The organism is Pseudaeromonas sharmana (assembly GCF_042649925.1).
Classification (GTDB): Bacteria; Pseudomonadota; Gammaproteobacteria; order Enterobacterales; family Aeromonadaceae; genus Pseudaeromonas; species Pseudaeromonas sharmana.
Genome location: NZ_JBHSAF010000014.1, coordinates 174,613 through 189,958, shown reverse-complemented (window position 1 = coordinate 189,958; position 15,346 = coordinate 174,613). Strand labels below are relative to the sequence as shown.

General features: G+C 56.7%; 10 protein-coding genes. 5 read left to right on the top strand and 5 right to left on the bottom strand.

The window, feature by feature from the left end:
• Window positions 1-8: 8 nt before the first annotated feature.
• Window positions 9-2,750, bottom strand: coding sequence for a glycoside hydrolase family 3 protein (locus tag ACFOSS_RS10690; protein WP_377152341.1), 2,742 nt, complete (start codon window positions 2,748-2,750; stop codon window positions 9-11).
• Window positions 2,751-3,374: 624 nt separating this feature from the next.
• Between ACFOSS_RS10690 and ACFOSS_RS10685 the strand changes: the two genes are divergently transcribed.
• Both ACFOSS_RS10685 and ACFOSS_RS10680 read left to right on the top strand, forming a co-directional pair.
• A complete protein-coding gene (locus tag ACFOSS_RS10685; protein WP_377152340.1) occupies window positions 3,375-5,714 on the top strand; it encodes a glycoside hydrolase family 9 protein in 2,340 nt (779 codons plus the stop codon).
• Window positions 5,715-5,911: 197 nt separating this feature from the next.
• Window positions 5,912-6,859 carry an endo-1,4-beta-xylanase gene (locus ACFOSS_RS10680; RefSeq protein WP_377152339.1) on the top strand — a complete coding sequence of 316 codons (948 nt, stop codon included), beginning with the start codon at window positions 5,912-5,914 and terminating at the stop codon, window positions 6,857-6,859.
• Window positions 6,860-6,954: 95 nt separating this feature from the next.
• On the opposite strand, the gene ACFOSS_RS10675 is transcribed toward ACFOSS_RS10680, so the two are convergent.
• The 4 genes from ACFOSS_RS10675 to ACFOSS_RS10660 all read right to left on the bottom strand — a co-directional run bounded on the left by ACFOSS_RS10675 (window position 6,955) and on the right by ACFOSS_RS10660 (window position 11,698).
• Complete coding sequence (locus ACFOSS_RS10675; protein ID WP_377152338.1) at window positions 6,955-7,974, bottom strand: LacI family DNA-binding transcriptional regulator; 1,020 nt, start codon at window positions 7,972-7,974, stop codon at window positions 6,955-6,957.
• 110 nt (window positions 7,975-8,084) lie between these two features.
• On the bottom strand, window positions 8,085-8,978 hold the full coding sequence (locus ACFOSS_RS10670) for a MalM family protein (RefSeq protein ID WP_377152337.1): 894 nt from the start codon (window positions 8,976-8,978) through the stop codon (window positions 8,085-8,087).
• A 144-nt stretch (window positions 8,979-9,122) separates the two neighbouring features.
• Window positions 9,123-10,418: a carbohydrate porin gene (locus tag ACFOSS_RS10665; RefSeq protein ID WP_377152336.1), complete on the bottom strand. Its 1,296-nt coding sequence runs from the start codon at window positions 10,416-10,418 to the stop codon at window positions 9,123-9,125.
• A 26-nt stretch (window positions 10,419-10,444) separates the two neighbouring features.
• Window positions 10,445-11,698: a putative glycoside hydrolase gene (locus tag ACFOSS_RS10660; protein WP_377152335.1), complete on the bottom strand. Its 1,254-nt coding sequence runs from the start codon at window positions 11,696-11,698 to the stop codon at window positions 10,445-10,447.
• A 574-nt stretch (window positions 11,699-12,272) separates the two neighbouring features.
• On the opposite strand from ACFOSS_RS10660, the gene ACFOSS_RS10655 reads away from it, so the two are divergent.
• Genes ACFOSS_RS10655 through ACFOSS_RS10645 form a run of 3 tightly spaced genes read left to right on the top strand, consistent with a single transcriptional unit; the run spans window position 12,273 to window position 15,271 of the window.
• Window positions 12,273-13,517: an ABC transporter substrate-binding protein gene (locus ACFOSS_RS10655; protein WP_377152334.1), complete on the top strand. Its 1,245-nt coding sequence runs from the start codon at window positions 12,273-12,275 to the stop codon at window positions 13,515-13,517.
• A 10-nt stretch (window positions 13,518-13,527) separates the two neighbouring features.
• A complete protein-coding gene (locus tag ACFOSS_RS10650) occupies window positions 13,528-14,448 on the top strand; it encodes a carbohydrate ABC transporter permease (protein WP_377152333.1) in 921 nt (306 codons plus the stop codon).
• Window positions 14,435-15,271 carry a carbohydrate ABC transporter permease gene (locus tag ACFOSS_RS10645; RefSeq protein WP_377152332.1) on the top strand — a complete coding sequence of 279 codons (837 nt, stop codon included), beginning with the start codon at window positions 14,435-14,437 and terminating at the stop codon, window positions 15,269-15,271. Before ACFOSS_RS10650 ends, ACFOSS_RS10645 begins: the two co-directional genes overlap by 14 nt.
• Window positions 15,272-15,346 lie beyond the last annotated feature (75 nt).

The window sequence follows — 15,346 nt, the reverse complement described above, 5'->3', positions numbered from 1 at the left end:
CGTGACTGTTATGCCGCCGGTTTGCCATCGCAACTGAGCTGCAATAGTTGTTTTACCTCCGCTTTCACGCTGGCCGGCGTCCAGTTGATCGGACCCAAATCGAGCTGAGCCCGACCGCTGGTGGCCATGATGAACGGCGTATTGGTCTTTGAGAAATCCATGTCATTCTTGAAGCAACGCAGCGGCATCGCCAGCGTGACCCACTTGTCTTTCGGCAACTGGCGCAGGGTGTCCGTCACATCAATGGTGTCGCCACAAGGCCAGCCACACTGCAGCCCCAGCGTCATCGGGCTGTCCGGAGCCTGTTTGATGCGCAGTGTCACCATCAACTGACTATCGGCCTTGAGGTAGTTGCGACGGTCGGCACCCTTGACACGCGTCGTTTGCACCTGGATGGTGGCACCGGTCTCGGGACTGCTGCCGCTGAACGTTACTTCACGGGCATCCTGCTGACGCAGGTAGTCCACGGGTTTGACACGGATGTATTTCATCTCGGTCACGCTGTTACCGGAGACCTCGGTGCCGGTCCAGTTGCTGGCATCCCCCATGCGCAATCTGTGCTCATCAGTAGCCTTGGCACCGAACAGAACCAGTGGCGTGGCCGCCGCCGTCAGCTTCGAAGGATCGCTCTCCTTGCAACCGAAACTGCGCTTGTCGAGCGGTAGTTTGTCCAGATCTGCATAATGGCTCTGGGCGCTGGCCGCTTGCTGGTACGACAGGCCATAGCCAAACGCAAACAGCTGGTGTGCCTTATCCGGGCTCTGCTCAAACGCCGGCCGCTGCCAGCCAGGCTGGTTCGAGGGAATGCGGTTGATGCTGGTCGCACACTTCTGCACAGGCCAGGAGAAGGAGAGACGACCGCGGAAATCATGGGCGATTTTGCCGTTCGCATCGCGGAACAGCACATCGGTGATCCCCAACCCTTCGGTACCTGGCAACCAGGCAGCGACAAACGCATCCGCCAGGTTCAGCTCTTCGTTGACATACAGCGGACGACCGGAGAACAAGATCGCCACGGTCGGGATCCCTTGCGCCTTCAATTTGCGCAGCAACTGCAAATCTTCGCCATAGCTGCTCTTCATCTCGGCATAGGAGAGGGTCTTGTTGTCAGGAATATCGCCAAACCATTCGGCGTACGGATCTTCTCCCAACACCACGATGGCCACATCGGGCTTGCTGCCGGCCTGTTGCGCGAACGCCTCGGCGGTCAGCACATTCTGCTTGCCGATGGTCTGTTCTACCGCAGACAACACACTCACCGCCTTCGGGAAATCGGCCAGGGTGTTTTCGGTTCCCTGCCAGGTCAGGCTCCAGCCACCGACCTGCTTGCCCAGGTCGTTGGCCGCGCTACCGGTGACCAGCACTTTCTGCTGACGTTTGAGGGGCAAAATGTTGTGCTGGTTTTTCAACAGCACCAGCGACTTGCGTACCGCCTCACGCGCCAGAGCACCATGCTCGGCACTGCCGAGCACCGTCTGCTGCCCCGCCAGTTGCCGCTGCGACGGCATCGGTTTGTCCCACATTCCGGCGCGCATTTTGACACGCAAGATCCGGGTGACGGCATCATCGATACGTGCCATCGGGATCCGTTGCTGCTGCACGGCATCCAGCAGGCTGCTGCGGAATGCCATCCAGTCCTTGCGTGCCGTGACCATGAACACATCGATGCCGGCCATCACGGCGGCGTTGCAGGCCCCCATGCTGCAGCCGGCAACTTCACTGTGCCCGTTCCAGTCCGAGACAATGACGCCATCGAATCCCATCTTCTGTTTCAGCACATCGGTCAGCATGTATTTGCTGCCATGCAACTTGCCGTTGTACTCGGCACCGTCGGCGATCTGCTCGGCGTAGTTTTTCCGATCCTGCCAGCTGTTGAATGATGCCATCACCACCTGGGCGCCCGCATTGAGGCCGGAGAAATAGCCCATCGCATGGATATTGCGCAGATCATTTTCCGAGTAGAAATTGTCACCCCGGTCGATACCATCGCGCGTGCCGCCATCGCCGACAAAGTGTTTGACGGTGGAGATGACGTGGCACTGCCCCTTCAGATCGGCCGCCGAGCCCTGCAAGCCGCGCACCATTTCGCCGGCATAGGCATAGACAATGGATGGATCTTCGGAGTAGCCCTCATAGGTGCGTCCCCAGCGATCGTCGCGCGGCACCGCTACGGTAGGCGCAAACGTCCAATCCAGACCGGTGGCCGCGACTTCCTGGGCGGTCGCCTGACCGATGCGGTAGATCAGATCGGCATCGTGCGCAGCACCCAGGCCGATGTTATGCGGGAATATGGTCGCCTGAAACACGTTGTTATGACCATGCACGGCGTCAGTGGCCCACATGAACGGAATGCGAAAACCACGCCCCTGGAACGCCTGCTCGGTCGCCTGCCAGTATTTGTCCGCCTCCGCGGCCCACGCCTGGGCTGGCGCCTGCTTGTTATTGCCCGGCCAGCCACCGCCGCCGTTGAGCACAGAGCCAATCTTGTATTGACGGATCTCGTCCGGTGTCACTTCACGAAAATCCGGCTGCAACATCTGGCCGATTTTCTCCTCCAGCGTCATCTTCGCCAAAATGGCCTGCACCTTGGCCTCGATGGCCTGCTCCACCGGAATCGCGCTGTGAATCACTGGCCAGTCGGTAAAATAGGGTGTCTCTGCGGGAGCGGCCCCGGCACTGGCGGCTGCCAGCAGCCCCAGGCTGATGCCGGCAGCCAACATCGCGGATCGGTACTCTCTTTTTTGTTTCATTATCTCAACCCCGAGAACGTAAAGCGTATGATTGAATCATCTGAAATCGATTGCACAAGTGTAATCGCAAAAATAACCTGCTCGCCAGCGGCCAACCGCTCATTTCGTCGTCTCCCGTTATTAAAATCATGGAAACAGTGAGCCGAGTCACAATTAACAAGCAGAATTCTGGAAATCGATTTCAGAGCAACCATTTCTGGCCTTAGGATGCGGTTACCTTACTGTCATGGGTAGGGTCTATTGGTTTGTTTCATACCAGTTTGTTCCATGTGTATGTTCCTTTTTATAGCCGGAGCTTGCTCCGGCTCTTTTATTTTCAATGATTTAACTATAGAAAATTGTACGCGTAGCAGAATAGGATCGCGTGAGCATGTCATTTTTGCCCCCGGGGCCAGTCATCAGTGACCAAGCGTGGTTATGACAAAGCAGTGATGTAGAACGCGCCTGAAGGCGACAGCCAAGCGCAAACTGCACACAAAGTGCCGCTCTGCTCACAGTTCATACACAAGGATTTGATTTTTAGCCGACGATCTTGTTTCTTTCGCATGAAATCGATTTCCACAAATCAACTGTGGCAAGTCGATGTCGTCATTCAAGCGGTGTGTTTATTCAGAAGAGGCAGTAATGAAGCTATTTAGAAAAAGTAACGTCTCGCTCATCATCTCCTGCGTGCTGGCCATGCAGGGTTGTGCCAGCAACGGTAGCACCGGCAACAGCCCTGCCGTTGGTCCGACTGACGAGCTGCTGACCAATGGCAGCTTCGCCCAGGGAACAGATGGCTGGTGGTCTGCCGGCGGCCCGTTGAGTGCCGATCAGCAGATGGGCTGTCTGACCTTTACCAACGGTGGCAGCAATCCCTGGGATGTCATTTTTGGCCAATCCGGCCTGGCGCTGGCCCAAGGGCAAACCTATACCTTGAGTTTTACCGCCTCTGCCAAGCAGCCGATCCATGCCAAGGCACTGATTCAGCATGATGGCGCCCCTTATACCAGCTATCTGATACAGGACATCGAGCTGGGGGCCAGCGCCAAACAGTTCGACTTCACATTCACGCCGTCAGCTACCGACGAGAAGACCCAATTCCAGTTGCAGCTTGGCACCCAGACCCCGACCACCGTCTGTGTCGGCAAGGCCTCCCTCAAAGGCCCGCGCCTGAAGGCCAAAAATGACTTTGCCGAAGTCCGGGTCAACCAGGTCGGTTACCTGCCCCACGCCCAGAAGCGTGCAACCGTCGTCAGTGATGCCGCCACACCGCTGCCCTGGACCCTGCTCGATAGCCAGGGTAACAAGCTGGCAGAAGGCCAAACCCGGCCGTTTGGTCTGAATCCGGCCTCCGGCGAGAAAGTACACATTGTGGATTTCAGCCAGGTCACCCAACCAGCACGCGATCTGGTGCTGGTGGTCAATGACAAGAAGAGCCACCCGTTCAGCATCGATCCCCAGCTGTATCAAAAGATGAAGTTTGACGCCCTCTCCTTCTTCTACCAGCAGCGCAGTGGTATCGACATCGAAAGCAAATATGTCCAGCGTGCCGATTTGGCCCGCCCCGCCGGCCACAAGCCGGAACAGGTGACCTGCTTTAACAAGACCGATGCCAAAGGCAACGCCTGGCCCGGTTGCGATTACAAGCTGGATGTCACCGGAGGCTGGTACGATGCCGGCGATCAGGGCAAGTACGTGGTCAACGGCGGCATCTCCACCTGGACGCTGATGAACTTCTACGAGCATGAACAGCACGGCCGCAAACGCTCGGCCAGTGCGTTTAGCGATGGCCAGGTGAAGATCCCGGAAAGCGGCAACGGCAAGAATGACTTGCTGGACGAGGCGCGCTGGATGATGGACTTCATGCTGGCGATGCAAGTGCCAGAAGGCAAGAAGGCCGCCGTGCCGGTCGGTGATCAATCCGCGCATCTGGATGCGCTCAAGCTGACCGAGATCGATGCCTCTGGCATGGCGTTCCACAAGGTCGCCGATGAGGCCTGGACCGGCATGCCGCTGCCGCCGCACAAGGATCCGCAACCCCGTTACCTGAGTCACCCCAGCACCGCGGCCACGCTGAATCTGGCGGCGACCGCGGCCCAGTGTGCCCGGGTCTGGAAACAGAGCGATGCCCCCTATGCCGCACGCTGCCTGAAGGCGGCCGAAACAGCCTGGCAAGCGGCGAAGAAACATCCGGATGTCTACGCCTATGACAACTTCGTCGGCTCCGGTCCCTATGACGACACCCAGCTGGATGATGAATTCTACTGGGCAGCCGCCGAGTTGTTCGCCACTACCGGCAAGACAGAGTACCGCGATGCTATCCAGAACTCCCGTTACTACCTGACGACACCGAAGGGTGACAAGGACGCCACCGGCGACCTCTACTGGCAAGGTGTGGCCAGTGCCGGCACCATCACGCTGGCCCTGGTGCCCAACACACTGCCGCAAGCCGATGTGCAGCGCGCCCGCGCAGCCATAGTGGCGACTGCGGATGCCTATCAGCAACGCGTGGATCAGGAAGGCTATCTGATCCCCTACACGGCAGAACAGTATCCCTGGGGCTCCAACTCCAACCTGATGAACCGCAGCATCTTCCTGGGGCTGGCCCACGACATCACCGGCGAGCGCAAATATGTGCAGGCCATGTCTGATGCGATGGACTACCTGCTCGGGCGCAACCCACTGGATCAATCCTATGTCTCCGGTTACGGCAGTCGCCCGCTGCAGAATCCGCACCACAGATTCTGGGCACACCAGGTGGATGCGGCCTCGCCGATGGTGCCGCCGGGTGTGCTGTCGGGCGGTCCTAACTCCATGAATTTCAGCGATCCGGTCGCCGCCACCCTCAAGGGCAACTGCATCGGCCAGATGTGCTGGAAAGATGAGATTGGTGCCTGGACCCTTAACGAAGTCACGGTGAACTGGAATGCGCCGTTCTTCTGGACCGCCAGCTATCTGGATGAAGGCGATCTGGCGAACTAACCCTGTAACCTAATAAACGCGGCACACCTCGGTGTGCCGCGTCGTTTTATCGGAGTCAGCATGACCAAACAGACCTTGTTCGGCCTCGCGCTGTGGTGTATCGCCGCGGCCGGATGTAACCAGAAAAGTCCCCCCCCGAGAGCGCCCCCCCCAACAGCGGCGACGGGCTCGCCACGATAAGCCCGGTTCCCATCGGCGTGGCCGTCGGTGTCGGCCAATTCGAATCACAGTCGAGCCTGCGCTACAGCCCGCAAGCCACGGCCCTGCAACAGACGGTAGCCCGCGAATTCAATCTGCTCGTCGCGGAAAACGTCATGAAACCGCAATACCTGCACCCGGAGGAAAACCGCTACTTCTGGGAGGACGCTGATTACCTGGTCAGTTTTGCCAAACGGCACGGCATGGCGATTCATGGTCATACCCTGGTGTGGCATCAGGCGTTGCCGGCGTGGATGCAACACTACAGCGGTAACTGGGATGGGATGCTCAAGGAACACATCAGCACTGTGGTCAGTCGCTACAGCGCCGATATTGCCAGCTGGGACGTGGTCAATGAGGCGTTCCTTGACGATGGGACCCCGCGCGACAGCGTCTGGCAGCAGCATGTTCCCGACTACATCGCCAAGGCATTTTACTATGCCAACCAGAGTGATCCGGATGGTGAATGGTATTACAACGATTACAACCTCGAGGGCATGCCGAAGAAACTCGATGCGGTGCTGGCGATGGCCAATGGATTACGCCAGCGCCAGATCGGCATGACCGGTATCGGCTTCCAGATGCACATCGATCGCTACTGGCCAAGCCTGGAGAGTATCCGCACGGCGTTTGAAAAAACCGTCGCCGCCGGACTCAAAGTTCGGATCTCCGAGCTGGATATCCGCATGAACGTCAATGGCGATGAGGCCCAGCTGAGCGCGCAGCTGGCGGCCATACAGCAACAACGCTATCACGACATCATCACCACCTATCTGCAGACGGTGCCGGCAGAATATCGCGGCGGCATCAGTTTCTGGGGGGTAAGCGATAAATACAGCTGGGTCCCTGCCTATTACCAGCACGCCGACTGGCCATTGCTATTTGACGACCACTTGCAACGCAAGGCGGCGTGGCATGGGGTCTATGAGGCGCTGCGCGCGCAATAAGGGCGCGGCCTGAAAGTCGCAACGCCTGAGCCTAGGTGATGATATCAAAGCCGGATCCCAATCCGGCTTTGAGCTGTCGATGCCAAGATAACTGATTATTCGACGAAGGGCCGCGTCGATTGCCGCGCCACTATGGTTAATTCTGGCAACTCATCTTGCAACTCAATGCTATCGGACTCCTCACTGCCTTCGATCAGCCCCAGCAGTGTCTTGGCCAATTTCACCCCGGTTTCGTAAATAGGCTGCTTGACGGTGGTCAGTGGCGGGTTGGAGAAGGTAGAGAACGGCAGATCATCAAAGCCGATCAACGAGACATCTTCCGGCACGCTCAGGCCGTTTTCCCGCAGCCCCAACAGGGCGCCATAACCGGTCTGATCGTTGGCACAGAACACGGCCGAGAATGGACGGCCACTGGCGACCAGTTGCTTGATGGCGTCGCGGCCACCGACTTCACAAAAGTCCCCCTGCACCACCAGGGCGGGATCAAACGCGATCCCCGCACTGGTCAGCGCCTGGCGGTAGCCATGCAGACGCTCGATGGCATCTTTCTGATCGGCCAGACCCACGATGTGTGCGATCTGTGTATGTCCAAGATCGAGCAGATAACGGGTCGCCATATAGCCACCCAGGCGGCTGTTGACGTTGTACGAGCGCACGCGCTCGGTATTGATATTGTGGCCAGCGGCAACGATTGGTACCTGCTGCGAGAGCTCAATCAGATTCTGCTGGCTGACATGGCCGGTGAGGATCAGGATGCCATCGACGCGCCGGGCAATCAGCAGGCGCAGACGATCCAGCTCCTGTTGCGGGTTCCAGTGCCCGCTGACCACGATCGGCACATAGCCGGTGCCTTCGAGGGCTTTTTCTACCCCGCGCAGCATTTCATTGGAGAAGGGACTGTCCAGATACTGGGTCAACACCCCCAGCGTCATGGACTGACCGGTTTTCAGCGACTGCGCCATCAGGTTCGGCCGATAATCGAGCTCCTTGACGGCATTCTCGACGGCAATACGCTTCTCTTCAGCAACTTTTGCCGATCCGGTTAATATACGGGAGACAGTACTGGCCGAAACTCCGGCGACACGAGCAATATCGTAGACAGTGGCTTTTTTCATCTGGGCTGGCTGCTCGCCCCTCCTCATGTTTATCGGATGACGGCAAAGGAGTCATCAAAACCAGCCGCAGACAATACTACAGGGCTATAACTAACACAAGCCGGGCCCAGTCATTCTGGAACATTGCTCACTTCTATTTCCGCAAAGAAAACATCTCGTCCTTTTTTATATCCGGCACATTCTGAAGTGCGTATGAATAAAATCGCTTCTTCATATTTTTTCGCAGCAACAGCCTGGCGGATGTGTTGATAATATTCTTGCTCGCTCATTATCGAAGGCGTGCGGTTTTTTTCACAAAACTGTGGTTTGCCGGCCGGAGAATTTACTGCTGACGCCCCGTTTTCATCCGCATCAAAGTTAAATTGCAAACGCCCGACTGGTGAATGGGGAATAATCGAACGCGAGAACTTGCCCACCTCGGAAACCCGATCGTAACGCATGCTGTTCAGCAATAGCTCTTCATCGATACGCGTGTTGCCGACATAATCTTTCTGCTTGGAAAACACTAGCATATACAAGCTGTTGTAGCCATCTGGCAACGTGAAGCTGCCACGGTAATTCTGACCGGATGACTGGCCACCATCATAGGTAAACTGCGAACTGTCGATGACCTTCACCACGCGGAATTCTTCATCCAGAATCATGACCGAAGGAATTAAAACCGTAAAATCCAGTGGTGAGAGCACGGAGACTGAATGACCAAGTCGTTGCGGATTGATCAAATATGCACCGATATAACTTTTACCGGAATCAAATGCAAAAACCTGATTATCGACGCCAATTTGCAACCAGGTTTTGGCGTGATCTATCGGTTGATAATGTAACTGACTAAATTGAGTAACGGGGCTTTTATCCTGCAGTTCCTGGCGTTCATCCAGCACTTGCTGCTGGAATGAACGCACACCGGCCGAGGATGATTTATCTATATTACCATCCAGATGAGCAGTGCACCCCAATGTCAAAAGAGTGAGCATCCAGAAGGCACTGTTGGTAAATTTATGCATGTTCATCTCCCCTCTTATTTCATTGCGAATGTGGCTGGCCACATTATTTCTAAATCCGTGATGCACTATTGTTTTTATTTCGTCGTTGCAAGCCTTGCGCCCGCCGCCGATTGGCAAAGCGGGCCTTGCGGCCCGCTTGGAGAATTACCACCACATATCGGCCTGAATACCGACCAGAACGTCCTCACGGCTATCCAGCCAGCTGGCCTTGTAGTTGCGATCCACATAGGTCGCCAGCAGACGAATTTCCGGTGACGGCCCCATACCGGTATTGACCGTGAAGGTTGGCACAATACTCACCTTGCTGGAGTGGCTGCCCTGATCGACGTTATCGACAATCAGATTATTTTTCACATAACCCAATTCCGTCTGTACCGAGAAAAACTCGTTCACCGGGAATACCGGGCGCAGTGATGCGGCATACCAGGAGTCATGTCCGCCAAGTTCGTAATCGTTGTACTGATAGGAGAGTGTCGGCAGGAATTGCACCTTGGCGCCATACCAGCCCCCCCAGACAAACATGCGATAGGATTGGTCGCCCTCACGCACCTTGGTCTGATACGGCTTGTAGCCATCATTCTTGTCCTGCACCGTCTTCTGGTACAGGGAGCCCTTGCGGTACATGGCCGTGTTGGTCAGCGTGGCCCCCAGCAGATCGCCTGAGCCCAGACCCCGCCCCGCTTGGGCGATGAACTTGGAGAAACCACCCGGCAGGGTGAAAAAATCATCCCGCGAGTAGATTGCCGTGCCTTCGATCCCCTTGGTGGCGTACTGGTTATTGTCGCCATTGAAGCTGTTGTCCGGCATCTGCTTGGCGGCCACTTCAATGTCCCAGGCGCCGTAACGGGCACTGGTATGCAGAGCATGCATGATCGCGGATGAGCCGTCCGGGCGTTCCGTGTGATCGGTATCGTTGCTGTTGATGTAAGCAAAATTCCACTTGCCGCCACCCAGCTCCAGATCCTTCACCCCGGCACCGGTACCGGAATAGTCGGTATAAAAGAAGTCTGTAGTGTAGATGTAGTTTTCACGGCCGTAATAACGCATTCCACCCCACATCTTGCCGGTCGGGGTAATGCCACCGAGCTCGACATAGGTTTCGGAAATGCCAGTCTCGCGCGGCGCGGTACGGGTTTGCAGTCCATCGTCTTTAGATTCGATATTCAGATGAATATCGACCGTCTTGTTACTACCCAGATCCCACAACTTGTTGAGGCGCCCTTCCCAGCTGTTATCAACTTCAGCCCCCAGGCGGCCCATATTCTTGTCGATTTCATCGGCATAACCGGCCTTGCTAAAATTGTCTTTGGCATCAAACAGCGACCCGGCTCGAATATACCCGTGGAAACCGATGGTTTCAGTAGCTAACACCGCAGGTGAGAGCAAGGCTCCGCCTGCCAGCGCTATGGACAGCGCCAGATAGGTTACTTTCATATTCATCCCTTAATTCAATACTGGTTGTCGGATCAGATCTTTTTGCAGCCGGTATCGGCCGCGTCCGTGGATGCCGCCATCAAGGCCACATTGGTCAGGTCGAAATTCATGCCGCTCATCGAGTCCCAGGCGCCGGAGATGTACAGGGCCTTCTGGACTGAACTCATGTTGCTGGCCGGGATCAGGGCGTTGTACGGGAAATGGCAGCGATACCAGGTGCCATCGGCAGGCACCTTGTCCGCATTCAGGGCAACAAAGGTGCCGTAATCCGGGCCGGCCGTGCCATCGGCGCGGATCTGCAGCTCCGGCGAAGCGCCATAGCTGTTAACCTTGATATCAAACACCAGGCTACCGTCCTGATAGGTGCTCAGATCCTTGGCCGAGTTGTCAGCACCAAAGAACAAACCACCATTGCCAGGATAATTAACACTCAGCACGCTGTTCTCGTCTGCCTGCTCCACACCGAAGCTGTTCAACGGGTAGTCGGCCGTCAGTGAGGTCGCTTGGCTGACATCGCCGGAGTAGTAGAGTGCAGCATCGGCACTGGTCAGCGCCGGAGCGGAATTTACGCCAGAACCAGTATCAGGAGTGGTCTCGCTGCCATCCTTGCAGGTGACAGGGTCAACCACTGGGGTGTCGGTGGTCGTCAGCACGTAGCGGACGTTGGTGATCTCGTAAGCAAATTGCTCGGTGGTGCCCAAATGGAATGGGGTGTGTACCGCCGCCAGATTAATCGCGGTGGCGCCCGGGAAAGGCTTCATGCAATTGACCGGCACCACCAGCTTTTGCCAGTTGCCATCGCTCTTGAGGTATTTGGCAATCGGCAGGCTGCTACGGTTCGGGTATTCGTTGTCAATGGACACCGACATGCTCTGCGGTGCCGGACTCTTGGCGCGGATCTCGAAGTCGATAAAGCCAGCGGCATATTTGCTCAGATTGATCGCCGCGTCGCTCTTGAGCATAAAGGTGCCGTCACCGTCGCCGCTGACTTGTACATCGGCGGTGTCGTTCTCGCCGGCGTTGTTGATCAGTACGGCACTAATGCTCTGCATCGCCACCGGTGTCGCGGTCACCGCCTTGACCGCCCAGGCATCCTTCTCCGACTGCACCATGGGGACGGCGCTACTGGCGGCGCCCTTGCCAAAGAACAGGCTGGAGGAGTCATTGTCTACCGGTGGTATGGTGCCACCGCCGGGATTGCTGCCAATGTTCTCAGCACCGCCGCACCCTGCCAGCAGCGAAGCGGCTATCAACGACAGGTGAATTCCTTTTTTTACAGTGATCATGGTGGCCCTCCATCCAAGCCATAAAACAGTCCGGGAATGTACCGTCCGCAGCTTGCAATCGATATCATGCCGCGATGACGTGAGGCCAATTCTTATGAAATCGATTTCCAATGCAATAAGAATCGCAGTTTGTCGTTTGATTTCGTGCGACCAATCACAGATGACAGCAGGTTACATTTGACAACTTATCACAAATAACAGCCTATCCTATTGTATATTAATGAGTATTTTGACTGACACGAGAGTAAGGCTTCCAGCCGGCTGCTTATCGCGCTTTTGGCACCTGCAGCGGGCTCTGCTCGACAGTAGCGACACGCAGGACATCGATTTCAGATTAACACTTCGAAGGCCGAGGCCCTGTGATCACATGCCTCAAGAGGCTTCGCGCAATGACGCCTCGGCCGGCACCATCAAGCTGGCACACCCAGGTTGACGCTACGACGCAACTGCAAAAGCTGTGATATAACGCGCGATTGGGACTGCGAAATCACGCAGAACGAAATAAACGTTAAGAGCTGGTTATCGTCTGGGTTATAATAAAATGAAATCGCTTTCAAATGGACGGATGGTGACGATGGGAAATATGATCTGCCGAGGGATGGTGGCCATTTGGCTCGGATTGTTAGCCACGGATTCTATTGCAACCACCTTGACGATCGCCTCCTATCCTAATTTCGATGCCTCGGTGCGCGAAATGATCAGTGAATATGAAAAGCTCAACCCGGAAATAAAGATCCGGCTGGTCAGCCTCTCCTATTACGACCATCACAATTCACTGTATACCGCATTAAAAACCAATACGCCGATTGCCGATGTTGTCGGTATTGAGCAGGGGTTTATTTCAAAATTCGTTTATTCCGGAAAATTAACCGCCCTCTCCCATGCCCCGTTTGATGCCGAGAAATACAGTGATCGCCTGACACCATTTATGGTGGTCAATGGCCGCGGCAACGACGGCCAGTTATATGCGCTGCCGGCGGATATTGGACCCGGCACCCTGTTTTATCGGCCGGACAAGTTGCAACAGGCCGGTGTCAGCATTGATGACCTGACCCGGTCGTGGGAAGGATTTATTCAAGCCGGGCTGAAATTAAAAGCCCAAGGTATTTTACTGCTGGCCAATGCCGAAGAAATAAAAGATGTCTATATCCGCACCGGCATAAAATCCGGTGAAGGGATCTATTTTGATGCCGCCGGCCGGGTGCTGGTCAACAGCCCGCGCTTTGTTACCGCGTTCACTTTGGCCAAACAGATCCGCTCGGCCGGACTTGATGCCCGGCTGCAGATCTGGAGCAATGACTGGGCCGAGAGCATTCGCCGCGGCCATGTCGCCACCTTGATGATGGGGGCCTGGTTTACCGACCATCTGGCGTCATGGATTGCCCCGCAGGATGCCGGCCGCTGGCGGGTACACCAGTTGCCGGGCGGAGTCTATGCCAACTGGGGGGGCTCCTATTATGCCATCCCGCAGAACGCGGCACACAAGGCCGAGGCCTGGGATTTCATCCGTTACATGACGCTGGCACCGCAAGTACAACGCCATCTGTTCACCAAGCTGGATACCTTTCCGGCACTGCAGCAGGCGCAAGCGGATGAGCTCATGTCACAGCCGGTGTCCTATCTGGGCAATCAGCCGGCACGACTGCTGTGGCAAACGGCCGCACAGACCATGCCGGCGATTGTCGCCAACAAGCACGATGCCTACGCCGCGGATATCGTGCGCAAGCAGCTGGACCTGGTGCTGGATAATGACAAGGATATCCAGCAGGCGCTGGCCGATGCCGAACGCCAGATCCAGCGTAAAGTCCAACGGCCGTGAGTTTTGATGCATGCGCTACCGGTTTTTGAATGACAAGCGGCTGATCCCCTATCTCTATCTGCTGCCGTTTATGCTGCTGTTCCTCGGCTTTACGCTGTTCCCGTTGCTGTTTTCGCTGTGGATGGCGCTGCACAGTGCAACCGACGCGGGCAGTTTTTTGCAGATGAGCTTCAGCGGGCTCGAGAATTTCCGCTATGTGCTCGAGGACGACTGGTTTCACGTCGCTGTGTATAACACCCTGTGGATCGCGCTGGTTTCCGGCCTGCCGCAACACCTGATCGCCATCCCGCTGGCAACCTATCTGTACCGGCACAGCCGGCGACGCAACCTGCTGTCACTGTTTCTGTTTTTTCTGCCCTACCTCACCTCGTCGGTGGCCATCGCCCTGGTGTTCAATGCGTTGTTCTCCCGCGATTACGGCTTGATCAATCAGTGGCTCGCCGCGCTGTGGGGCCTGGTGTCCCCCGCCGGCACAGCACCTCCGCCAGCGATTGACTGGTATGATGCCGAGCATATCCGCTGGCTGATCGCCCTGGTGGTGTGCTGGAAAAACACCGGCTGGAATACGCTGATCTACCTCGCCGCGATGCGCACCGTGAACAAGGATCTGTTCGAAGCGGCGAGCCTGGAAGGTGCCGGCTTCTGGAAACAGCTGCGCATCGTGGTGCTGCCGAATATCAAGCCGGTGATGCTGCTGGCGCTGGGTCTGACGCTGATCGGCAACCTGCAGCTGTTCGATGAAGCCTACCTGCTGACCTCAGGCACCGGTGGCAGTGGCCAGTCCGGCCTGACTGTCATGATGTATATCTTCAATCTGGCCTTCATTGACGGCGATTACTCCCTGGCGTCGGCGGCCGCCTGGTTGCTGACGCTGCTGTTGCTGATCCTCCTGCCGCTGCTCAAAAAGGGGACCCGCGATGAAACGACTTGACCGCCAGCGCCTGGGCACCGAGATCATGCTGCTGGTGATTCTCTTGTTGACGCTGTTTTTTGCGTTGCCGTTCTGGTTCATGCTGGTGTTTGCCACCCACGACGAAAGCGCCATCTTTGCCATTCCGGCACCGCTGTGGTTTGGCAACCAGCTGCAGGCCAATTACCAGGCGCTGCTCGCGGCGTTGCCGGCGTTCTGGCTGAATGTCAAAACCAGCCTCTATATCAGCTCGGCCACAGCATTGGCGAACATGCTGCTGTGTGCCCTCTCCGGCTGTGCGTTCGCGCTGTATGACTTCGCCGGCAAGCGGCTGCTGCTCAAGGCGGTGATCCTGGCGCTGCTGTTTCCCGCCGTCCTGAACATGATGCCCACCGCCATCATGGTGTCGTTTCTGCAGTGGTTCAATCAACCCAGAGCGCTGATCCTGCCGGCGGCCTGTGGGTCGTTTGGCATCTTGTTTATCAAACAATATATCGAGCAGGCCATCAGCCAGGACATGGTGGATGCCGCACGGGTCAACGGCTGCAATGAGCTACAGCTGTTCATCCACGTCGTACTGCCGGCCATCACGCCGGCGCTGGCAACCGTGGGGCTCATTACCTTCATCGGCGCCTGGAATAACCTGATCGCCCCGCTGATCGTGCTCCAGGATGCCAGCCTGTTTACCGCCCCGCTGGCACTGCGTTCGTTGCAGGGCGTGGGTACCATTCCCTGGGGCGCCATCTGCCTGGGCGCCAGTCTGACCACGCTGCCGTTTATCCTGCTGCTGGCACTGACTGCGCGCTGGATTTTGCGCGTCACCTACCAGAACGCCGAAGTGTGATGCCATCACCATGGCGACCGATGACAAAGCGCGGCCGCTGCCCCCGGCAACAGACCGCGCTCTGGCTGCTCAGGC